Origin of the sequence: Nonomuraea sp. NPDC050404, from assembly GCF_040655495.1 — a bacterium.
Lineage (GTDB): Bacteria > Actinomycetota > Actinomycetes > Streptosporangiales > Streptosporangiaceae > Nonomuraea.
Window position 1 is genome coordinate 41,142 of sequence record NZ_JBFAKB010000040.1, and the last position, 22,351, is coordinate 63,492.

The following is a 22,351-nucleotide window of genomic DNA, read 5'->3' on the forward strand; positions in this document are numbered from 1 at the left end:
GGTCACGGCAGCGTCACCCCCCTTTCGTCCAGCGCGACGCGTAACGCGCGCATGGCGTAGTACACGCGGGACTTCACCGTGCCCACGGGCACGCCGATCGTCTCCGCCGCCTGCTGGACGGTGCGGTCCAGCAGGAACGTCTCGGTGAGCACCTGACGGTGCGCGGGGGACAGCGACAACATCGCGTCGGTCACGACGATCTCCCGTAGCAGTCGCTCGTCCTCGGCCGCCACGGGCTGGGCGCGGTCGGCGATGTCCTCGACGGTGTCGAGTGGGCGTGATCCCGAGCGGCGCCGGTTGTCGATGACGACGCGGCGCGCGACGGTGGCCAGCCAGGGCATCAGCGAACCGGACTCGGTACGCAGGTCGTGCACGTTGCGCCAGGCCCGTACGAAGGTCTCCTGGACGACGTCCTCGGCCCAGCGGCGGTCGCCGCCCGTCAGCCTGATGGCGAAGGCCATCAGGGGGGCGCCATATTCGCGGTAGAGGGCCCGGACCATGGCCTCGTCCGTTACGCGGTGATTCACAAGGATGCGGGCTCCTCGCGCTGCGGATAGCATGAAATATCACGCTCGGTACGCCGATATTGATAATTATCACTCTAGCCAGCGGCAGCCGCCACGGCAGGACATTTGCCTGTTATGCCATGAAGCTAGATTTATTCGGCAAAACATGCTTCAGTCCCCTGGAGAGGGGATTATGATCATTCGATTGACGATCCGCGATCCGGTGGCCGCCACCGCGGTGGACGTCGAGGTGACCGCGGAGCCGGAGACCCTCATCGGCTCGTTGCTGCGGGCGCTGCCCTTCCCCGTCAAAGGCCGGCCGTGCTACGTCGGCACCGACAAGCTCGACCCCGAGACGCGCGTGGCGGACGGCCCGCTGGTGCCGGGCGCGACGATCAGCGTGGGCGAGCCCGAGCGCGTACACCCCTGGCGGCCCCTGGCGGCGGCGGGCGCGATCCGGGTGTTCGCGGGCCCCGACGCGGGCCGGGTGGTCTGGCTCAGCCCCGGCGGCCACGTGATCGGCCGCGAGCGGACCGACATCAGCCTGGTACGCGACCAGCGGGCCTCCAGGCAGCACGCCCTCCTGAACGTGTCGTGGACCGGCGAGGCCACGGTCACCGATCTCGGCTCGCGCAACGGCACACTGGTGAACGAGGTGGGCGTGCGGCTGCCGACGGCGCTGCGGCCGGACGGCGTGCTGCAGGTGGGCGACGACCGGCTGCGATGGGCGCCGCTGCCGCCCGCCAGGCTCAGGACCGTACGCAACGCCGACGGGCACATCGACTTCGACCGGGCCTTCTCCCACGCCCCCGCCGTCACCGGCACGCGCATCACCATGCCCAGGAACGAGGTGCCGCAGCGCAATATCGCCGTGGCGCTGCTTTCGTCGCTGTTGCCGCTGCCCATTTCCATCGCAATGGCGATCTTGTTGAAAAGTCCGTATTTTCTGCTTTTCGGAATACTCACGCCGATTACGTTCTTCGGCACGCAATGGGTGGAAGGTCGGCAGCGGAAGAAGAAAGAGCTGGAGTTCGACCAGCGCAAACGAGACACGATGGAACGTATCCGGCAGCACGTCGTACACGAGCAGTGGCTGCGGCACGTCGTCGCGCCGGACGAGGTGGACCTCACCTTCGCCGCCACCCACGAGGGCCCCGGGTTGTGGCCGCGCAACGCCGACTCGCCCGACGGGCTGACCCTGCGCGTGGGGGTGGCCGACGAGCCGGCCACGATCACGTTCGACGGCGAACCGTGGCCGGAGTTCGTCCCGCCGCCGCTGCGCGGGGTGCCGGTCACGGTGGACCTGCGCGAGATCGGCGTGCTGGGCGTGATCGGCCCGCACGAGCCCGTCAACGCGCTGCTGCGCTGGCTGCTGGTGCAGCTCGGCACGCTGCGCGCGCCCGACGAGCTGCGGCTGGTGCTGATCACCGCGTCCGGGGGCGAGCACCTGGCCTGGACGCGCTGGCTGCCGCACCTGAACGTGGCCGGCGCGCCCGTGCCGTGCCTGGTCGGCAACACGCGGGAGACCAGGACGGAACGGATCGAGGAGCTCAAGGAGCTGGTGACCGAGCGGCTCAAGGTCAGGGAGCGCCACGTCGCCTTCGGCGAGGACGTGGTCGTCGTCCTCGACGGCGCGCGGGCGCTGCGCGACATCCCCGGCATGAAGGAGGTGCTCAGGGAGGGCCCCTCGGTCGGCGTGTACGTCATCTGCGCCGACCAGCGCAGCCTCAACGAGTGCCGCGGCGTCTGCGAGCTGGACGGCGCCGGCATGCGGCTCACCCGGGGCCGCCAGGGACTGCCGGTGGCGGTGCAGCCGGAGAGCCTCGGCGAGCGGGCCGCCGAGCGCATCGCCCGCGCGGTGGCGCCGATGCGCGACCGGCTCACGCTGGCCAGGGCGGACAGCGTCATCCCCGACGCCGTACGCCTGCTGGACGCCCTCGGCCTGCCTGAGCCCACGCCGGAGGCCGTGCTGGCCCGGTGGGGCGCCGATCCCGGGCCGACCACGAAGGTGTGCGTCGGCGCCGACGGCGGCGGCCCCGTCACCGTGGACCTCGCGGCGGACGGCCCGCACACGATGCTCGGCGGGGCGACGGGGGCGGGCAAGAGCATCCTGCTGCAGACCCTGGTCACCTCGTTGCTGCTGGCCAACCGGCCGGACGAGCTGAACCTGGTGCTGGTCGACTTCAAGGGCGGCAGCGCGTTCCTGCCGTTCGAGCACTGCCCGCACGTCGTGGGGCTGATCCGCTCGACCGGCGACACGGCGGCCGACGTGTTCGACGAGAGCGCGGCGCGACGCGTGCTGGCCTCGGTACGGGCGGAGGTGCGGCGCCGGGAGGCGATCCTGGCCAGGTACGGCGGCGAGATCGACGTCTACTGGAACTCCGGCGGCCGGCTGCCCAGGCTGGTCATGGTCTTCGACGAGTTCGCCCGCGTGCTGGAGACCTCGCCCGACTTCCTGCGCGAGCTGGTGAACGTGGCGGCGAAGGGGCGCTCGCTCGGCATGCACCTGGTGCTGGCCACGCAGTCGTTGCAGGGCAAGCTCTCCCCCGAGCTGAAGAACAACATCTCCCTGCGCATCACGCTGCGCCAGAACGAGCCGTCCGACAGCACGGAAGTGCTCGGCGTGCCCGACGCCGCCTCGATCCCGTCGCGGCTGCGCGGGCGGGGCATGATCATGCGGGTGGGCGGCGAGCAGCGCACGCCCCAGCTCTTCCAGACCGGCTACCTGGGCGACCCGCCGCCCACCGGCCTGGCCACGGCCTCCGCGCGGCTGGCGCCCTGGAGCACTCTCGGGCTGCCGCGGCCCGAGTCCGGGGACGCGCCGCGGGCCGGCCGTACCGACCAGGACCTGGCCATCGCGGCGGTGCTCGCGACCGCGCCGCGCCTGGCCGCCGAGCCGCCGTTCCGCCCGCTGCTGCCGCCGCTGCCCGCGGCGCTGCCGCTGGAGGCGGTGGAGGGGGCGGGCGGGGTCCCGTTCGGGCTGATCGACGATCCGGCCAACCAGGCGCAGCCCGCCGCCGCGCTGGAGCTGGACGGGACCGAGCGGATCATGGTGGCCGGCGGGCCGCAGTCGGGGCGCACGACGTTCTGCCGGACGCTGATCACCAGCCTGGCGGCGGGCTGCTCGCCCGCGCAGGTGTGGTTGTACGTGGTGGAGAACCATCCTGGCGGGTTGTCCGCCTACGCCTCGTTGCCGCACTGCGGGGCCGTGGCAGGGGCCGGGGAGCCGGACCGGATCAGGCGGATCGTGACGTGGCTGGCGGACGAGGTGGAGCGGCGGCGGTTGGCGCGCCTGTCGCCGGGCGAGCCGGCCGCGCCGGTGATCGTGTTCGTGATCGACGGGTGGGAGTACTTCGAGGATCGCGGCAGCCCGGACTTCTTCGAGACGCCGCTGCTGGTCACGCTGCGCGGGATCGTGGCCGGCGGGCCGCCCGTGGGCGTGCACACCGTGGCGGTGGGCGGGCACGACATGTTGCGGGGCAAGACGCCCGACCTGTTCTCGCGGCGGCTGTTCCTGGCGTTCCCCAGGGAGGAGACGCGGCGGTCGTACCTGTCGTCCGGCATGGTGTCGCCGCCCTTGCTGGCGGGGCGGGCGATCGAGGCGGCCAGCGGGCTGCACGTGCAGATCTGCCTGCCGCCCGACCAACTTCCCGCGCCGCCCGCGCCCGCCCGGCACAGCCGCGAACCGGCCCGTCAGGCGCGCGCCTTCCCGCCGCTGCCGGTGAGTGTCCCGCTGAGCCGGCTGGACGGCGCGGCCATCGGGGTCGGCGGGCCCGGCGTCGCGCCCGTGGAGCTGGACCTGTTCGACCTCGGCCCGCACCTGGTGCTGGTGTCCGGGCCCGCCGGTTCCGGGCGCAGCAACGCGGCGCTGGTGATGGCGACCGTGCTGCTGCGGGCCGGGGTGCACGTGCTGGCCGTCGGGCCGCCGCGTTCGCCGCTGGTGCGGTCGTTGCCCGGGGCGCGCACGCTGGTGGGGACGTCGTTCGCCGATGCCGACCTGCGCGAGGCGGTCGCCGCCTTCGAGGGCGAGCGGTACGCGGTGGTGGTGGACGACTTCGACCAGATCACGATCACGGCCAGGGAGCAGGGCTTCGACACTCTGCCCACCCTGCTGCAGGACCTCCTCGCGCCCGCCGAGCTGGGACGGCGGGCGCTGGTGCTGGCCGGTGACGCCACGCCGCTGCTCGAAGGGCATCGGCGGTCGTTGTCGGGCGAGGTCACTGAGGTGCTGCGGTCCGGGAGCCGGTTCCTGCTGACGCCCACCTCGCGGGTGAACGCCCGGGAGCACGGCGTCAGCCTGGAGCCCGACCAGTTCTTTGCCGGGCCGGTGGGGCGGGCTTATCTGGGGACGGCCCGGCGGCTGGATCTGGTGCAGTTCGCCATGCTTTGAGGTGCGGGTTCACCACGTACGCGTGCGGGTCCCACCCTCCTCTGAGGCCGATCGGGTCCGCGGTGGCGTAGCGCCCGGCGTCCGGGTCGTAGTGGCGCGGATGGTCGTAGTACAGCCCGGACTCGGCGTCCTCGTACTGTCCGGACAGCCGTAGCGGGCAGTCGGCCGCCTCCGCCGCCTCCGCGTGGGCGCGCCAGGCCACGTTGCCCTCGGCGTCCACCAGCTCGGCGGGGGCGCCCGCCGGGTCCGTGGCGACGGCGTAGCAGCGCTCCCGCGCGCCGGGCCGGCGCTCCGTCTGGCTCAGCGGCCTGGACGTGCCCGGCTCCCAGTCCCAGGCCGTGGTGTGCGACTCACCGGACTGTTCCGCGAGGGTGTCACCGTCCCAGACGAAGTCGGTGCGCTGCGAGCCGTCGGCGCGTTCCTTGGCGATGCGGCGGCCGAGCGGGTCGTACAGGTAACGCCAGCGGGTGCCGTCCGGCGTGGTGACGGTGGTCAGGCGGTCGTCGGCGTCCCACGTATAGTGCCAGGTCAGGGGCGTGGAGGACAGGCCCGTGCGCTGGCGCAGCACCGTGCGGCCCTGGCGGTCGTACTCGTAGCGGGTGCGGCCCGCCTGGCGGACCATGGTCCCGGTGTACGCGCGCGGCCCCTGGGCGTCATCGGTGATCTGGCCCGAGACGTTGTAGGTGCAGCTCTCCGACCAGCCCGTCCCGTGCACGGCGGTGACGCGGCCCACCGGGTCGAGGTCGAAGCGGCGGCGGCCGGCGAGCAGGTCGTCGATCTCGGTCAGCCGCCCGTCCCTGCGGTGGCCGTACGTGCGGCGCTGCACCACCCGGCGGCCCGCCGCCACGGTCTGCGCGCGGGGATGCGAGTCGTCGTCCCACTCGTGGGTCAGCCGGACGCCCGCGCCGAAGTCCCTGGAGATCTCGCGCCCGGCCGCGTCGTGGGTGAAGCGGAAGGTCTGGCCGGCCGTCTCGACGGTCAGGGGCAGGTCGCGGGAGTCGTAGGCCCAGATGCTCTCGGCCCCCGACGGGGTACGTCGCAACACCCTGCGGCCCAGGGCGTCGTAGGCGGAGGTCAGGGTGCGGCCGTTGCAGGTCTCGCCGGTCACCCGGCCGTCCGCGTCGCGGGTCAGGCGCAGGTCGGCGTCCGGGTTCGCGGCGCGGACCAGGCGGCCGAGCACGTCGTAGTCGAACGTGGTCAGGCGGTCGCCCGCGCGCCTGCCGATGAGCCGGTCCAGGACGTCGTACACGTAGCTGGTGGACTGGCCGGCGCCGTTGACGCGCTCGGTGAGGTTGCCCGCCGGGTTGCGCACATAGGTCAGCACGCGGCGGTTGAAGTCCGTCTCCCGTATGAGGTTGCCGGCCGGGTCGTAGTCGTAGTGCCAGGTCAGGCCCTGCGGGTCGGTGACCGCTTCGAGGCGCAGCTCGGTGTCGTGGGCGAACTCCAGGCGGGCGCCGTCGGGGGTGGTGCGGGCGGTGGCCACGCCGAAGGGGCCGATCTCCCAGCGGGTGGACTCGCCCATGGCGTCCACGTGTTCGATCAGGTTGTCCTGGGCGTCGTAGCGGTGGCGCTCCGTCGCGCCGCCGGGGGCGGTGCGGGTGGCGGGCAGGCCCTCGACCGTCCAGGTCTGGCGGGTGGTGTGGCCGAGCGGGTCGGTGACGGCGGTGACGCGGCCGAAGGGGTCGCGTTCGTAACGCGTGACGGCACCGGACGGGTCGGTGATCGCGATCGGCAGGCCGGCGGGGTCGCAGTCGATGGTCGTGGTGTGGCCCAGGGCGTTGGTGACCGTGGTCGGGCGGCCACGTTCGTCGTAGGTGCGGGTCTCCTCACCGTCCGCCGTGAGGTTGCCGCGTTCGTCGCGGCCCAGTGTCTTTATGGTGCCGTCGTAGTCGGTGATCGCGACCGGCAGGTGCAGGTTGTCGAGGATCTGGCGGCGGGTCGCGCCGTCGGGGCGTGTGATCGTCAGCGGCGCGCCGGCGTCGTCGTAGGTGTAGCGGGTGGTACGGCCCAGCGGGTCGGTGCGCGCGAGCAGGCGGTCGCACTCGTCCCAGCGGTAGCGGGTGGTGTGGCCGAGTGGGTCCGTCTCGGCCGTGACCTGGAGCAGGTCGTTGTGGTGGTACGTGGTGAGGTGGCCGAGCGAGTCGTAGGCCCTGGTGACGCCGTCGCCGTAGGAGATCTCGGTGTTGAACACGCCCGCCTCGCCCGTGCCGTACACGCAGCGGCCGGCCAGGTCGTAGGTGTAGGCGTACCAGGTGCCGATGCGGTCCTGCCAGCGCGTCAGCCGGCCGTGGTCGTCGTAGGCGAAGCGCATCGGCAGGCCGGAGGAGTTGGTCACCCCGGTCAGGTCGCCCGTCTCGTCGTAGGAGTAGGACAGCAGGCGCTGGCCCGCGCCGCGCAGCCGCAGCTCGACGACGCGGCCTCCGGAGGTCTCGACGTCCAGGTGGTAGCCGCCGGAGTGGACGATCTCGGTGGGCAGGCCGTCGAGGTAGCGGACGTCGATGCGGTTGCCGTTGCGGTCGGTGATCGCGGCGATCGGCAGCACGCCGGGTTCCGTGCTGCCGGTCTCGGCGAAGTGGGTGGACAGGCCGGTGAGCGGGTCGGTGACCGTGTAGCCGGTGTCCGTCTCGTACAGGGCCAGGCGAAGGCCGCCGTCCGGGTGGGCCGGGCGGTCGGGCTCGGGGTAGGGGAAGGCGAGCAGGGCGCCGGTCTCGGTGGCCAGGCACAGTCCTTCGGCGTCCGCCTCCAGGCGCTGGTCCAGCGTGGAGGCCCAGGAACGGCCGAACCAGCGGCCGGTGCGGTAGCTGGACAGGTGGGTGCGGGTCAGGCGGAGCGGGAGCACGCCCGGCAGGTCCAGGTCGGTCTGTGGCAGGAGTACGACGCCGGTCGGGAAGTGCACGGGGTCCTGGCTGAAGAACCGGCGCCCGCGCTGCCAGGACGCGACGGCCGCCGCCCCCGCACGCCCCACCCCACCTCTGACCGCCGCCGCCCCCACCCGGACCGCCCCGCCCCTGACCTCCGCCGCCCCCGCCCGGGCCGCGCCGCTCCTGGCTGCCGGGGGGCTTGGGGTGGTTCCGGTGTCGTGCATGGTCAGGACGTTCAGCGCGGCCAGGGCCACCATGCCGAGCGAGCCCTTGCGCCGCCGATACCTGGCCATCGCGTCGGCCAGCACCACCGCGCCCGCGACCACCCCCATCCCGGCCGGAAGCGCCCCGCTGGGCCTGGTCGGACCGCCTGCCCCGATCAGCAACATCGTCATGCCGGACACCATCGCCACCCCGCCCGCGAAGGACACGAAGTCGTCCCAGAAGCGGAACGGCGCGGAGATCGTCTCCCACGCCAGCCGCAACCACACCCGGTCCGTGACGCCGCTGCCTTCCAGCGCCTGCTCGATCTCCCGCGTCGCCCGCGTCTCGGCGTCCCCGCGCAACCGGGCCGCCTCATCGGCGATCAACCGGGCCCGCGACCGGTCTACCTCGGCCACCCGCAACGCCGTACCGGCCTGGGCCTTGGCCTGTTCCAGGCTCCCGGCGTACGTCAGCAGCGCCTTGCTCGCGCCCCGATACGCCCGCCCCAGCTTGGCCAGCTCACCGGGCAGCCCGCCCAGCGCCTCGGTGCAGCGGGTCGCGTGATCCACACGCGTCAGCGGCGCACCGCCGGTCACCAGCGCGGAGCCGCCGCCCGACACGGCGCTCAGCCTGGCCGTGTTGTCCTCGGCCAGGCGCGCCTGTTCGAGCAGCCGGCCGGCGAGCCCCCGGACCTGCCCCGGATCCCCGGGCACCGGGTCGCCGGCCAGCCCGAGTACGTCCCATCCGCCCGGCACGTCCTCACGCTCCCGCGCCGCCGCTGAGCGAGGCGTCCAGCTCGCGGTGCTTGGCGATGGCGGTCTTGAGGAACTGGCTCATGCCCTCCAGGCCCTGCATGACCTGCCGGGCGCCGTTGTTCCACTGGTCGTAGTCCTGCTGGAACTTGCCCGAGGCGCGCTCGGTGACGAAGTCGCTGGCCACGAGCTGGTCGATCATCGACTTGAGCTGGATCAGACGGCTCTCGATGTCCTCCTTCTCCTTGTTCAGCCGAGTCGCGCTGTTCTCCACCTGCGGGAAACTCAGGTGATGCGTCCCACCTGCCATGACGGTTCACTCTCCTTGGGGGTCGGACCAGGCCAAGGTGGCGCTGATCGCGTCGAACAGGTCGAGCATCGGCTCGGCCAGGCTCAGGTGCGGGCTGGTGAGCACCAGGTCCAGCACGCCGTGCCCGCCGGGCACGGGGATGAGGGTCTGCATGACGACCGAGTCGAGCTCGCCGGTCTCGACGCCGCTCACGCGTACGGCGCGGCCCGCGTCCAGCTCCACGATCTCGACGTCGCGCCGCCCCGGGGTGCCCGGCCTGGGCGGTACGGCGACGACGCCCGACGCGATCGCCTCGACCGTGTTGCCCTCCGGCTCTGGCCGGCCCTTCGTGTGCAGCACCATGAGCGTGGCCAGCACCGTGCCCACGTCCTCGACGTGGTCGGTCATCGCCGCGCCGAACACCGCCCCGTGCCGCCCCGCCAGCTCGGCGACCTCGCGCAGCACCTTGAGCAGCACCGCCCGGTGCGGGCCCAGCTCCGGCGCGGCCGCCACGCGGGCGTCCACCAGCCGGGCCAGGTCGCCGGTACGGCCGGCCCGCCAGACGTCGAACTCGTACCAGGATTCGGGCACCCTCACGGTGAACCCGAACGGCAGATCAGCCATCACCGAGCTCCTCATTCACCAGGTCCACGGGTTGTTGCACGGTCCGCGTGGTACTCGCGGGCGAGATCTTGTCCGTCAGCGAGAACACCACCGAAGCCGCGATCGTCGCGGCGAGCACGCCGGTCAGCACGCCGAGTCCGAGTGCCTTCATCACGAGCCCCCTGTGCTGGTCGACAACGACTCGGCCAGCGAGCCGTCGAGTGTGCCCGTGCCCTCGACCAGGGCGTCGAGCATGCCGGCCGCACGCTCCAGAAGCTGGTTCATGCGTTCCCGGTTGTCGGAGGACTCCTCGAAGAACCTCCGTACGGCGTCATCGACCTTCTCCGAGCCGGTCTTCGCGTCCTGCGCGCCGGCCTGTCCGCCGTCCAGTGCCGAGCGGATCGCCTTGAGGTCGCGCGACACGCTCGCGGCCTCCCGGCGGTCGGCGGTGAATTCCTCAGCCATTCGGTGTCTCCCCCTTGATGGCCTCGAAGGCGCGCCAGTCCCGGTAGGTGGTCGCGCTGATCCCGACGGCGTTCCCGCGTCTCTCCGTACGCAGCTCCAGCCGTGCCGGCAGGCCACGGGCGTCGACCAGCAGCGTGAACCGCACCGGCCCGTCGATGCCCGCGCCCGAGTACCTGGCCAGACCCTCCTCGCCCCTGATCCGATGTGCCATGGCGGTCCCCGTGATCGTGCGGCCGTTCCCGGCGGCGGGCGTGCTGGTCACGTCCGGCCCGGCGGCGTCGATGAGGGCTTTGATCGCGTGCGGCGAGCTGTAGTCACGCACGAACGGCGTGCCGTCGCGGGCACACGACCCCGTCGGCGGTCGCGGCGGAGGTTGCGCGGCGTCGAACCGCACGCCGTCCGCGACCCCCGCGTTCCCGACAAGACTCACCCCCGCGGGATCTGGAGCGTTCCCGCAAGTGATCTTCATGTCGTACGCCGTGGCCGCGTTCGCGTCGAAACTGAGCCTGCCATCGGCGACGACCTTCCCCACCCCCACCTCGCTCACGTGGTGGAACGTGACCGTGTGACGTCCGATCGCGCCATACACCGCACCGGCGTCCGGCGGCGGCCCGGCGGCCCGGCCGGAGACCATGGTCACCGCACCCGCCACCGTCGCCACGATCAGCACGCCGATGGCGATGCCGCCGAGGTAGGCGGGCTTGCGCCAGAACGGCACGACCACGACGCGCTCCTCGTACGCGGGCGGCGGCTCCTCGGGCCTGGTCCGCCACTCGGCCTCGCACAACAGTTCGTGCACCGTGGCGCCACGGGCGGCACCGGAGTGGCCGAGCAGAACACGTACCAGATCGACGGCCGACGGCCGGGAGGCCGGATCGGAGCGCCGGCACTCCTCGATCACGGCCCGCAGCGCGGGCAACAACCGGTCAAGATCAGGCTCGGCCACCCCATCGCGGCGCTCCCCAGGCTCCGTCCCGGTCGCCGCGAACACCACCACATCCGCCCAGTCCATGACATCGCTGGCGGGAAACTCGCTGTCGCGCGGCCCCGGCGCGAAGAACGCCTGGCCGCGCGGCCCGATCAGGACGCCGGCCGGACTGAGCCGCAGCCCCGCGATCCCACCCAGGTGCATCCTGGCCATCGTGGCCGCGGTACCGAGGGCGAACAGATAGAGCGACTCTCCCGCGAAGGGCCCGCCCGCCCTGACGACAGCGGCGAGCGATTCGCCCTTTCCCAGGTAATCGCGCGGCCGCAGGGCCAGGCCGTCGCTCCATCCCTGAAATTCCATCGCCATCCCCATGGCACCGGTCAGCGCAGCGCGGCACGCTCGACGTACACCCATCAGGCCAAGTCGGCGCGTACCGTTTTCCGTCAGGTTGTACGCCTTGGGGACGGAAACGGGTTCAACCGAATACGCGAAAATCTTTCCGACGCCGAACTGCGCGCATAAGGCATCGAGCTTGACCTTAACGCGGCGTCAACGTTTCTAATTGGGGGCAGACGGTAACGAAGGGGGTTCAATGGTCGGCGCGGTTCGGCGGGTTCTGGAGTTCGAGGGGCAGGGGCTGGCGGCCATCGGGATGTGGCTGCTTCGGCGCAAGCACGGGGTGCCGCCGGGCTCGACGGTCGCGACGTACTCGAAGGAGCAGACGTTCACGTTGACGTTGTTCGCATTCGCGTTCGCCGTCGAGACCGTGGTGGCGGATCTGCTGCTGGTCTCGTTCGGGGTGACCGGCTGGGTGCGGTACGCGGTGCTCGTCGCGGACCTGTACGGCCTGCTCTTCGTGGCCACGATGGCGGCCGGCTCCGTCACCAGGCCGCACGTCGTCACCGCCGATGAACTGCGCATCCGGTACGGCCACTACTTCGACCTGCGGGTGCCCCGCGAGCTCATCACCTCCGTGCGCACCAGCCGCAACTACAACGAGACCAGCATGGTCTCGGTCAAGGGCGAGCGGCTGGCCCTGGCGGTGTCCTCGCAGACGAACGTGACGGTCGAGCTGAGCGAGCCGATCACCGCCGTGCGGCCGCTCGGGCAGCGGGTGGAGATCACCTCGATCCGGTTCTTCGCCGACCGGCCGGAGACGCTTCTGGCGGCACTGCGCGACGAACGCACCGCAAGCCCATGACACGGCGAACGCACCGCAAGCCCATGACACGGCGTACGGACGGCAAGCCCGTGAGGGGCCTCTAGGCGAAGGCGGTTTGTGGGGTTAAGTTCCAGGGAGCACCATCTCGGGATCTTCCACCCTCGACCTCGGATGGAGGCGCCGCCATGCTCTTATTCAGGCGTTCGACCTGGAAAATCGGCATGAGATCGACCATCGTCGCGGCGATCGCAACACTCTTCCTGCCCTTGCTCGGCTTACCGGCCCACTCCCAGGCCGCCCTCGCGGCCCCCGACATCCCGCTGGCCAATGTCAAGGCCCACCTGACCCAGTTCCAGTCCATCGCCAACGCCAACGGCGGTACCCGGGCGCACGGGCGGCCCGGTTACCTGGCCTCGGCCAACTACGTCAGATCCCGGCTCGACGCCGCCGGGTTCACCACCACCCTGCAGTCGTTCACCTACGGTGGCGCCACCGGCTACAACGTCATCGCCGACTGGCCGGGCGGTGACCCGAACGACGTGCTCATGGTCGGGGCGCACCTCGACAGCGTGACGGCCGGGCCCGGCATCAACGACAACGGCTCGGGCAGCGCGGCCATCCTGGAGACCGCGCTGGAGGTGTCCAGGCAGTCGCTGCAGTCGGCCAAGCATCTGCGCTTCGCCTGGTGGGGCGCGGAGGAGCTGGGGCTGCGCGGGTCGCAGTTCTATGTCAGCAACCTGCCGGCCGCCGAACGGGCGCGGATCAAGGGGTACCTGAACTTCGACATGGTCGGCTCCCCCAACGCCGGATATTTCGTGTACGACGGCGACAACTCCGACGGAACCGGCTCGGGGCCGGGACCGGCCGGGTCGGCGGCGCTTGAGCGTACCCTCCAGGACTACTTCACCTCGATCGGCGTGCCGACGCGCGGCACCGACTTCGACGGGCGCTCGGACTACGGGCCGTTCATCTCCGTGGGCATCCCGGCGGGCGGCACGTTCACCGGCGCGGAGGGCATCAAGAACGCCACTCAGGCCGGGTTGTGGGGCGGGACCTCGGGGCAGGCGTTCGACGTCTGCTACCACCGCGCCTGCGACACGACCGCCAACATCAACGACACCGCGCTGGACAGGAACACCGACGCCATCGCGTACGCGGTGTGGACCATCGCCACCGCCGTGCCGCCGGTCGTGGTGTGGCAGGACACGTTCGAGACCGCGAACGGATGGACGGTCAACCCGGCCGGCACCGACACGGCCACCCTGGGGCAGTGGGAGCGGGGCGATCCCGCGGCCACCACGTCCAGCGGCGCCAAGCAGCTCGGAACCACTGTCAGCGGCACGAACGACCTCGTGACCGGGGCTCTGGCGGGCTCCTCGGCGGGCGCGTACGACATCGACGGCGGCGTCACCTCGATCCAGTCACCGCCGATCACGCTGCCTTCGACGGGCGCGCTGAACCTGTCGTTGTCGTGGTATCTGGCGCACGGCTCGAACGCCTCCAGCGCCGACTACCTGCGGGTGCGTGTCGTCGGCGGCACGACGGCCACGGTGCTCAACCAGGCGGGCGCGGCCACCAACCGCAACGGCGCCTGGGCCACCGCCACGGCGAGCCTGAACGCGTTCGCGGGCCAGACGGTCCGCATCCTCATCGACGCGGCCGACGCATCCGGAGCCTCGCTGGTCGAGGCGGGCGTCGACAACGTGTCGATCACCCGATAGCTCGCCGGCAACCGGCAATCACCCCAATAGGTCACCCGACAGCTCGCCGGCAACCGGCGATCACCCGATAGGTCACCCGACAGCTCGTCGCAGGCAACCGGCGATCACCCGATAGATGCGCAGTCCCCCCGGGCCGGTCCACGGAGAAGGACCGGCCCGAGAGCAATTCCCAGCACCCTCTTGGAGCCATCTCATGGCACTCTCTCCCCTTGCCCGGAAAAGAATCCGTAAATCATTTCTGCCGTTATTGGCCGGCGTCGTGCTCGCCGGCGTGCTGACCCCGGCCGCCGAGGCGGTCGTGCCGCGCGATCCGGCGATCGAGAAGATGGTCCGGCAGGTGGACGCGCGCAACCTCGGCCGGATCATCGCCAAGCTGGCCTCCTTCGGCACCCGGCACACGCTGTCCAGCCAGGACGACCCGGTACGCGGTATCGGCGCCGCCAGGGACTGGATCTACGACGAGTACGTAAGGATCGCCGCCACCTCGGGCGGGCGCATGACGGTGGAGAAGCAGTCGTTCGTCCAGCCCGTCTCACCGCGCATCCCCGCCCCCACGACGATCACGAACGTGGTCGCGACGCTGCGCGGCTCGCAGGACGCCTCGGCGGCCCGTACGTACGTGGTCAGCGGCCACTACGACTCCCGCTGCACCGACGTCATGAACGCCACCTGCGACGCTCCCGGCGCGAACGACGACGCCTCGGGTGTCGCCGCCGCCATCGAGGCCGCCCGCGTCATGGCGACCCGCACGTTCGACGCGACCGTGGTGTTCATGGCGGTCGCGGGCGAGGAGCAGGGCCTGTACGGGGCCGCGTACTACGCCCAGCAGGCCAAGCAGAGCAACGCCGACATCCAGGGCATGTTCACCAACGACATCGTGGGCAGTTCGGTCGGCGAGAACGGCCGGGACGCCAAGGCCGTACGGGTGTTCTCGGAAGGCGTACCCACCTCGGAGACCCCCGCCCAGGCCGCCGTGCGCCAGTCGGTCGGCGGCGAGAACGACGGGGTCTCGCGGCAACTCGCCCGCTTCGTCCACGAGACGGCCGAGCAGTACGTGCCGTGGTTCGACGCGCGCATGTACTACCGCAGGGACCGCTACCTGCGGGGCGGCGACCAGATCCCGTTCCTGCAGCAGGGCTACGCCGCCGTGCGCTTCACCGAGGTGCACGAGGACTACCGGCACCAGCACCAGGACGTGCGGGTGGAGGACGGGGTGCAGTACGGGGACCTGCTGCGGTTCGTCGACAACGACTACGTGGCGCGAGTGACCCAGGTGAACCTGGCCGCCCTGGCCGTCCTGGCCCGCGCGCCGCGCTCACCCGGGCGGGCGGCCATCGTGACGAGCCGCCTCACGAACGACACCGACCTGCGCTGGGACGCCAACCCCGAACCCGACATTTCCGGGTACGAAGTGGTCTGGCGGGACACAACCGAACCGAGCTGGACGCACTCCCGCTTCGTCGGAAACGTGACCTCGTACACGGTGGAGGGCTTGTCCAAGGACAACTTCCAGTTCGGGGTGCGGGCAGTGGACACCAAGGGCCACCGCAGCCCGGCCAGCTACCCGACCCCGGCAAGCTGACAGGTGAGCGGCCGGGTGGAACGTCCACCCGGCCGCAAGAACCGTCAGCCGGTGCCCTCCGACAGGGTCGTCGCCGACTGGGCGGGTGACCTGGGTGGGATGGAGCGCAGGTTGAAGGCGTAGCGGGCGACCGAGTCCGCGATCGCGTCCGCGTCCACGTCGAGCGCCGTGTCGTTGACGTTGGCGATCGTGTCGCACGCCAGGTGGTAGCAGACGTCGTACGCCACCCCCGCCGTGCCGCCGAACAGCGCCGCCTCCTCGGGCGTCTTGATGCCCTCGGCGCCGGTGAAGATGCCGCCGGACGGGATGCCCACGGCGATGAACGGCCCGTAGTCCGAGCGGCCGTCGAAGTCCGTGCCGACGGTCGGCAGGGACCTGGTGCCGTAGAACGCCTCGAACTGCTCCTCGATCTGCGCCGATCCGGGCGGGCCCGCCGGCGAGCCGACGCCGTCGGAGTCGTCGCCGTCATACAACTTGTAGGCGTAGTTCGGCGAGGCGACCATGTCGAAGTTCAGGTAGACCCTGATGCGGTCCCGCTGCGCCTCCGACAGGGCGTCCACGTACTGGTCCGAGCCGAGCAGGCCGATCTCCTCGGCGGCCCAGAAGGCGAAGCGCACCTTGTTCTTGACCGGGAAGTACCCGCCCATCTCCTCGGCCACCTCCAGGATGGCCCCGGTGCCCGAGCCGTTGTCGTTGATGCCGGGCCCGGCGGTGACGCTGTCGAGGTGCGCGCCGACCATGACGACGTTGCGCGGGTCGCCGAAGCGGCTCTCCGCGATCACGTTGTTGTTGGTCCCGAGCACCAGGTTGGCGTCCACCTTGATGCGCACGGTGGGGCTGCCGGTGGCCAGTTCGTTGCCCGCCGCGAAGCTGGCGAACACCATGGGGATGCCGGCCCGCCACTCGCCGATGTTCAGCGGGAAGGGGTCGGTGCGTCCCGGCTGGCCCTCGTTGAAGACGATCAGCCCGGAGGCTCCGGCGGCGGCCGCATTGTCCACCTTCTGTACGAAGGGGCAGGTGCCACGCTGGATGAGCGCGATCCGGCCGGGCACGAAGCCGGCGAAGTCCGACGCCTCACAGCCGCTGGTGGAGCTGGGTACCGGAGCGGGCGGCAGCGTCAGGTCCACGCCCTGGACCTGCGCGGTCACGTCGCCGGCCGGTGAGGGCTCGAAGGTGACGAAGTCCGTGCCCGGCACGTACGTCTTCGGGGTGGGTGCGGTGATTTGGAGGACCGGCGGAGAGTTCTCCGACCAGCTCTCGACGAAGTTGATCGGGTTCAGCGTGACCTTGAATCCGGCCTTGCGCAGTTTGCCGGCCACGTAGTCGACGGAGGCGTCGTAGCCGGGGCTGCCGGCCGCGCGGTTGCCGCCGTTGGCGGTGGCTATGGCCTGTAAGGCATCGAGGTGCTTCTTGGCGTTGGCTCCCTTGACCTGCTTGACGAGCAACTTGGCGAACACGTCGTCGAGACCGCCCGCGTTGGCCGGCGCGGCCATGGCCACTGCTAAGGCGAGTGCTGTGATCAGCGCGATGACGATTCTTCGCATACGGGTCCCCCCAGGACGATGGGAATCGCGGCGTGCAACCCCCCGAGTCGCCGATTGCCCGAAAGTAACCCGCCAAGGAATCAGCGGGAAGACCCACTATTGTGGCAAATTCCGGACATCATCCGGGGATAGATCACTTCTCGCGGCGAGCGCGGGCGCGCCTCTTCCCCTCATGCATCGCCTGTACGCGGGCGACCGGAATCGTGTGCCCCTCCTCGACCAGATCGGCGGGCAGCCGCTGCGGCGCGGGCATGTGCTCACCCCAGGGATCGGCCCCGCCCAGCAACCCCGGCGCCGTACGCAACGTGAAGTCCCTCGGCGCCACCCGGTCCAGGTCCGCCCAGGCCACCGGGAAGGAGACGGGAACCCCAGGTCGGATGCGGGGACTGTAGGCGGCCACCACGGTCGCGCCGCCGGCGCGGGTGGAGTCGAGGAACACCTTGCCCTCGCGGTCCTCGCGGATGAACGCCGTGGTGGCCAGCGCCGGATCGATGCGCTCGGCGCGCGCGGCCACCGCGCGGGTGGCCGCCGCCAGGTCCTCCATGCCCGTGTCCCCGGTGACGGGCACGAACACGTGCACGCCCTTGGCCCCGCTCGTCTTCACCGCGCCCGCCAGCCCGGCCTCCTCCAGCGCCTGCCTGACCAGGAACGCGCCGCGCACCGCCAGCAAGAAGGAGTCGTCGTGCTCGGGCGGGTCAAGGTCGAGGATGAGGTGGGTGGGCTTGTCGCCGGCGTACAGCGCCGGGTGGTATTCGACGGCCCGCTGGTTGGCGAACCACAGCAGCGTCTTCCTGTCCTCGCAGAGCGCGTACGTCACCTGCCTGCGCGACGCCTCCGCCCACAGGGACACCGACTTCACCCAGTCGGGGGCGTACTTGGGCAGGTTCTTCTGCATGAACGGCTGCTGCCCGGGCCGCACCCGGATGACCGACAGCGGGCGCTCGCGCAGCGCGGGGATGATGCGATCGTGCACGGCGTCGAGGTAGTCGACCAGGTCACGCTTGGTGGCCTCGGCACCGTCGAACAGCGGCTGGTCGAGATTGCTCAGGGCGACACCGTCACGCGTCTCATCAGCGGCCACCCGCCCCACAATGCCGACACTCGAACGTGTGGTCAACTACCGGCGGCTGTTACAGTGGGCCGCTGACGCGGGGTGCCCGGACGGCCGGGCTGAGATCACACCCGTCGAACCTGATCTAGTTCGCACTAGCGAAGGGACGTCGCAGCCTTGAGCGCTGTTCCCAGAGTTCTGTCCATCGCGGGCACCGATCCCAGCGGCGGCGCCGGCATCCAGGCCGACCTGAAGACCTTCTCCGCGCTCGGCGCGTACGGCATGACGGTGGTCACCGCGCTGGTGGCGCAGACCACCACGGGCGTGACCGGCATCCACGAGGTGCCCGCCGAGTTCGTCGCCCAGCAGCTCGACACGTTGCTGACCGACGTGCCGGCGGACGCCGTGAAGATCGGCATGCTGGGCAACGCCGAGCTGATCAAGGCGGTGGCCGGGGCGCTGGACGTGTACGGGCCCGCGTACGTGGTGCTCGATCCCGTCATGGTGGCCAAGAGCGGTGACCGGCTGCTGCCCGCCGATGCCGTGACCGCGTTGCGTGAGACGTTGTTGCCCCGCGCCGACCTGATCACCCCGAACCTGCCCGAGGCGGCGGACCTGCTCGGGGAGGCGCCGGCCGGGAGCCTGGCGGAGATGCGCGCGCAGGCCGGGCGGCTGCGTGCGCTGGGGGCGCGGCAGGTGCTGCTCAAGGGTGGTCATCTGGACGGCGACACGTGCGTGGACGTGCTGGCGACGCCCGAGGGCACGGTCGAGCTGGCCGCGCCGCGCGTGGATACCCGCAACACCCACGGCACCGGCTGCACGTTGTCCTCGGCGATCGCGGCGCTGCGCCCGCGTCACGACGACTGGCCGGGCGCGGTGCGGGCGGCCAAGCAGTACCTCACGGGGGCGCTGCTCGCCGCCGACGACCTGGACGTCGGGCATGGTCACGGGCCCGTCCACCACTTCCACGCGATCTGGAAATGAGCACGATGTTCTGCGAAGACATGTGGCTGCGCACAGCCGACCTGATGACCGCCATCCACGAGCACCCGTTCATCCGCGCCCTGGGCGACGGCACCCTCGACCGCGACCGGTTCGGGTTCTACATGGTGCAGGACGCCCGCTACCTGGAGGCGTACAGCAAGGCGCTGGCCACGGCCTCGGCCCGCGCCACCGACCCGGCCGACGCCGCGTTCTGGGCGCAGAGCGCGCACACCGCGCTGGCCGCCGAGCGCCTGCTGCACGCCGCCTACATCGAGGACCCGGACCTCGCCACGTCACCGACGTGCCTGGCGTACTCGTCGTTCCTGCAGGCCACGGCGCTCACCGCGCCCTATCCGGTGATCGCGGCGGCTGTGCTGCCGTGCTTCTGGATCTACCAGGACGTCGGTACGGCGCTGCTCAAGCGGGCCGGGGACACGTCCGACCACCCCTACGGCAGGTGGATCTCCACCTACTCCGACCCGGCCTTCGCGGCCTCCGCCGAGCAGGCCAGGGCGATCGCCGACCGGCTCGCCGCCACCGCCGATCCGGACACCCGCGAGGCGATGGACCGGGCGTACGGCAGGGCGGCGGCGTACGAGTGGATGTTCTGGGACAGCGCGTGGCGGCGCGAGACCTGGCCCACGGCGCAGTGGCTCGCGCCCTGAGTCAGGGGGCTTTGGAGGCCATCATCTCCTTCTCCTCGCGGGTGGCGATGAGGCCGGCCGGCGCGTAGATCTTGGACTCCTCGAACGGCGCCTCGGTGCTGGGCAGCGGCTCCGGCGACCTGATCGCCTTGATCCACACGCGGGCAGCGTCGAGGATGACCACGATGATCAGGATCGCGAACAGCGCCGCCAGGATGCCGTCCACGGTGGAGTTGACCACGATCTGCTGCATCGCGCCGGTCGTCTTGGCCGGCGCGAGCAGTTGTCCCTGGTCCAGCGCCGTCTGGTAGCGGTCGCGCTGGGCGAAGAAGCCGAGCGTGGGGTCGGGCGAGAACACCTTCTGGTAGCTGGCGGTCAGCGTGACCGCCGCGTCCCAGGCCAGCGGCACCCCGGTCACCCAGGCCCACTTGAGCCGGCCGCTCTTGATCAGCAGGGTCGTGGCGACGGTGAGCGCCACGGCCGCCAGGAGCTGGTTGGCGATGCCGAACAGCGGGAAGAGCTGGTTGATGCCGCCGAGCGGGTCGTTGACGCCCTGGTAGAGGAAGTATCCCCAGGCCGCGACGACCACGCCGCTGGTGATGACCAGCCCCGGCCACCAGCTCACCCGGGAGATCGGCTTCCACAGGTTGCCGAGCGTGTCCTGGAGCATGAACCGGCCGACCCGGGTTCCGGCGTCCACGGTCGTGAGGATGAACAGCGCCTCGAACATGATCGCGAAGTGGTACCAGAACGCCTGCAGCCCCGCACCCCCGAGGAATCCGGAGAAGATCTGCGAGATGCCGACGGCCAGCGTGGGCGCGCCGCCCGTCCTGGCGATCAGCGTCTCCTCCTGTACGGCCGCCGCCGCGGCCTGCAGTTGCTCGGGCGTGATGACGAAGCCCATGTTGGTGACCGCCTCCGCGGCGGTCTGCACGGTGGCCCCGACGACGCCGGCCGGGGAGTTCATCGCGAAGTAGAGGCCGGGGGTCAGCACGCAGGCCGCCGTGATCGCCATGACGGCCACGAACGACTCCATGAGCATGGAGCCGTAGCCGATCATCCGTACCTGGGACTCCTTCTGGATCATCTTGGGCGTCGTGCCGGAGGAGATGAGCGAGTGGAAGCCCGACAGCGCCCCGCAGGCGATGATGATGAACACGAACGGGAACAACGACCCGGCGAAGACCGGGCCCTCGCCGTTGAAGGCGAAGTCGGTGAAGGCCGTGGTCTGCAGGGGCGGGGCGGTGACCGCGATGCCGATGGCGATCAGCACGATGGTGCCGATCTTCATGAACGTGGACAGGTAGTCGCGCGGCGCGAGCAACATCCACACCGGCAGCACGGCGGCGACGAACCCGTACGCGATCAGCCAGAGCGACAGCGCGGACGGGCTGAGCGTGAAGAACGGCGCCCAGCTCGACTCCTGCACCCAGCCGCCGGCCACGATCGACAACATCAGCAGCGCGACCCCGATGACCGTGGTCTCGACGACCTTGCCGGGCCGGATCACCCGCAGGTAGAAGCCCATGAACAGGGCGATCGGGATGGTCATCGCGATGGAGAAGACACCCCACGGGGACTGCGCCAGGGCATTGACCACGACCAGCGCCAGCACGGCGAGCAGGATGATCATGATGGCGAAGACCGCGACGAGCGCCGCCACCCCGCCGAACGGGCCGATCTCCTCGCGGGCCATCTGCCCGAGGCTCCTGCCGTTGCGCCGCATGGAGAAGAACAGGATCACCATGTCCTGCACGGCGCCGGCGAAGATCACCCCCGCGACGATCCAGATGGTGCCGGGCAGATAGCCCATCTGGGCGGCCAGCACCGGGCCGACCAGCGGCCCCGCCCCGGCGATGGCGGCGAAGTGGTGGCCGAACAGGATGCGCCGGTCGGTCGGCTGGTAGTCGATGCCGTTGTCGAGCCGCTCGGCCGGCGTGGCCCTGCGGTCGTCGGCGCGCAGCACCTTGCGCACGATGAAGCGGGCATAGAAGCGGTAGGCGATGGCGTACGAACCGACCGCGGCGCACAGGAGCCACACCGCGTTGACGTTCTCGCCACGGGACAGGGCGAGCACCGCCCACCCCACGGCGCCGACGACGGCCACCGCCGTCCAGATGATGATGGAACGCAGCTTCACCGCTAACCTCCCTGGTGATATATGGGGCGCCCCAGGCAGCAGCGCAGGCCGGCGTCCGGCGGCAGATCGGAGACGAAGCGCCGCCAGCGCCAGAGCGGGCGGCAGTCGATCGTGACGGGAAGCTCGGCGAGATGCACCCAGGCGGTCGGATGCGCGTACACGGCCGGCCCGAGTTGGCGCGCCCTTCGAGGCAGCCGGGAGCGCCGCAGGGCCCTGACCGAGAACTCGCCCGCGTCGGCGCAGCACAGGCCGGTGACGTGCCAGTCGAAGAAGATCACTTCATCGGGCGACAGGGCTTCACGGGCGGCGGGCGTGAGCGTGATGGGCATCTGTGGCTCCTGACGAACAGGCAGCTCAGAAAATTTATATCTGCCTTACCCGGCGTGATCAAGGCCGAAACACAAGCGCTTGCTGCATTACGGTCACCCGTGGCTCCCCACCCACCGCACTCCGGCTGACGGCCCTCCAGGAAACGCCCTCTGAACCCTTCAGTGGTGACCCGCCGTTACGCGAGCCCAAGTGGGC

17 protein-coding genes and 1 riboswitch are annotated in these 22,351 nt (G+C 71.0%); of the genes, 6 read left to right on the forward strand and 11 right to left on the reverse strand.

What is annotated here, in order from left to right; genetic code table 11:
- Window positions 1–2 precede the first annotated feature (2 nt).
- Complete coding sequence (locus tag AB0I81_RS57205; protein WP_360677601.1) at window positions 3–527, reverse strand: sigma-70 family RNA polymerase sigma factor; 525 nt, start codon at window positions 525–527, stop codon at window positions 3–5.
- A 172-nt stretch (window positions 528–699) separates the two neighbouring features.
- On the opposite strand from AB0I81_RS57205, the gene AB0I81_RS57210 reads away from it, so the two are divergent.
- Entirely contained in the window at window positions 700–4,896 is a 4,197-nt protein-coding gene (locus tag AB0I81_RS57210; protein WP_360677603.1) for an FtsK/SpoIIIE domain-containing protein, read from the forward strand.
- On the opposite strand, the gene AB0I81_RS57215 is transcribed toward AB0I81_RS57210, so the two are convergent.
- From AB0I81_RS57215 to AB0I81_RS57240, 6 genes are read right to left on the reverse strand one after another with little or no spacing between them, the layout of a single operon-like run.
- On the reverse strand, window positions 4,799–8,716 hold the full coding sequence (locus AB0I81_RS57215) for a DUF6531 domain-containing protein (protein WP_360677605.1): 3,918 nt from the start codon (window positions 8,714–8,716) through the stop codon (window positions 4,799–4,801). The two genes, AB0I81_RS57210 and AB0I81_RS57215, sit on opposite strands and share 98 nt — an antisense overlap.
- Before the next feature lie 4 nt (window positions 8,717–8,720).
- Window positions 8,721–9,023 (reverse strand): WXG100 family type VII secretion target, encoded by a 303-nt coding sequence (locus AB0I81_RS57220; protein ID WP_360677607.1) that lies wholly within the window; start codon window positions 9,021–9,023, stop codon window positions 8,721–8,723.
- Between the two features lie 6 nt (window positions 9,024–9,029).
- The gene (locus AB0I81_RS57225) at window positions 9,030–9,626 is read right to left on the reverse strand and encodes a hypothetical protein (RefSeq protein ID WP_360677609.1); all 597 of its coding nucleotides are present in this window, start codon (window positions 9,624–9,626) and stop codon (window positions 9,030–9,032) included.
- Window positions 9,619–9,777, reverse strand: a complete 159-nt coding sequence (locus AB0I81_RS57230; protein ID WP_360677611.1) for a hypothetical protein — start codon at window positions 9,775–9,777, stop codon at window positions 9,619–9,621. The genes AB0I81_RS57225 and AB0I81_RS57230 overlap by 8 nt, the downstream gene beginning before the upstream one ends.
- The gene (locus AB0I81_RS57235; protein ID WP_360677613.1) at window positions 9,777–10,070 is read right to left on the reverse strand and encodes a hypothetical protein; all 294 of its coding nucleotides are present in this window, start codon (window positions 10,068–10,070) and stop codon (window positions 9,777–9,779) included. The genes AB0I81_RS57230 and AB0I81_RS57235 overlap by 1 nt, the downstream gene beginning before the upstream one ends.
- Window positions 10,063–11,358: a hypothetical protein gene (locus tag AB0I81_RS57240; RefSeq protein WP_360677615.1), complete on the reverse strand. Its 1,296-nt coding sequence runs from the start codon at window positions 11,356–11,358 to the stop codon at window positions 10,063–10,065. The genes AB0I81_RS57235 and AB0I81_RS57240 overlap by 8 nt, the downstream gene beginning before the upstream one ends.
- Before the next feature lie 232 nt (window positions 11,359–11,590).
- Here AB0I81_RS57240 and AB0I81_RS57245 point away from each other — a divergent pair, with 232 nt between their 5' ends.
- The 3 genes from AB0I81_RS57245 to AB0I81_RS57255 all read left to right on the forward strand — a co-directional run bounded on the left by AB0I81_RS57245 (window position 11,591) and on the right by AB0I81_RS57255 (window position 15,463).
- A complete protein-coding gene (locus AB0I81_RS57245) occupies window positions 11,591–12,199 on the forward strand; it encodes a hypothetical protein (protein ID WP_360677617.1) in 609 nt (202 codons plus the stop codon).
- Between the two features lie 182 nt (window positions 12,200–12,381).
- Window positions 12,382–13,881, forward strand: a complete 1,500-nt coding sequence (locus AB0I81_RS57250) for a M28 family peptidase (protein ID WP_360677619.1) — start codon at window positions 12,382–12,384, stop codon at window positions 13,879–13,881.
- Between the two features lie 259 nt (window positions 13,882–14,140).
- Window positions 14,141–15,463 carry a M28 family metallopeptidase gene (locus AB0I81_RS57255; RefSeq protein WP_360677621.1) on the forward strand — a complete coding sequence of 441 codons (1,323 nt, stop codon included), beginning with the start codon at window positions 14,141–14,143 and terminating at the stop codon, window positions 15,461–15,463.
- A gap of 44 nt (window positions 15,464–15,507) precedes the next feature.
- Here AB0I81_RS57255 and AB0I81_RS57260 read toward each other — a convergent pair whose 3' ends face one another.
- Window positions 15,508–17,007: a M28 family metallopeptidase gene (locus AB0I81_RS57260; RefSeq protein ID WP_360677623.1), complete on the reverse strand. Its 1,500-nt coding sequence runs from the start codon at window positions 17,005–17,007 to the stop codon at window positions 15,508–15,510.
- 133 nt (window positions 17,008–17,140) lie between these two features.
- Entirely contained in the window at window positions 17,141–18,088 is a 948-nt protein-coding gene (locus tag AB0I81_RS57265; RefSeq protein WP_360677625.1) for an ATP-dependent DNA ligase, read from the reverse strand.
- Between the two features lie 58 nt (window positions 18,089–18,146).
- Window positions 18,147–18,242: riboswitch (TPP riboswitch) on the forward strand.
- Here AB0I81_RS57265 and thiD point away from each other — a divergent pair.
- Together thiD and AB0I81_RS57275 are read left to right on the forward strand one after the other, a co-directional pair.
- The gene (thiD, locus tag AB0I81_RS57270; RefSeq protein ID WP_360677627.1) at window positions 18,236–19,042 is read left to right on the forward strand and encodes a bifunctional hydroxymethylpyrimidine kinase/phosphomethylpyrimidine kinase; all 807 of its coding nucleotides are present in this window, start codon (window positions 18,236–18,238) and stop codon (window positions 19,040–19,042) included. (Overlaps the previous riboswitch by 7 nt.)
- Before the next feature lie 5 nt (window positions 19,043–19,047).
- Window positions 19,048–19,707, forward strand: coding sequence for a TenA family protein (locus AB0I81_RS57275; RefSeq protein ID WP_360677629.1), 660 nt, complete (start codon window positions 19,048–19,050; stop codon window positions 19,705–19,707).
- 1 nt (window position 19,708) lies between these two features.
- Here AB0I81_RS57275 and AB0I81_RS57280 read toward each other — a convergent pair whose 3' ends face one another.
- Window positions 19,709–21,826, reverse strand: a complete 2,118-nt coding sequence (locus AB0I81_RS57280; protein ID WP_360677631.1) for a carbon starvation CstA family protein — start codon at window positions 21,824–21,826, stop codon at window positions 19,709–19,711.
- A gap of 2 nt (window positions 21,827–21,828) precedes the next feature.
- Window positions 21,829–22,155, reverse strand: a complete 327-nt coding sequence (locus AB0I81_RS57285) for a hypothetical protein (protein WP_360677633.1) — start codon at window positions 22,153–22,155, stop codon at window positions 21,829–21,831.
- Window positions 22,156–22,351 lie beyond the last annotated feature (196 nt).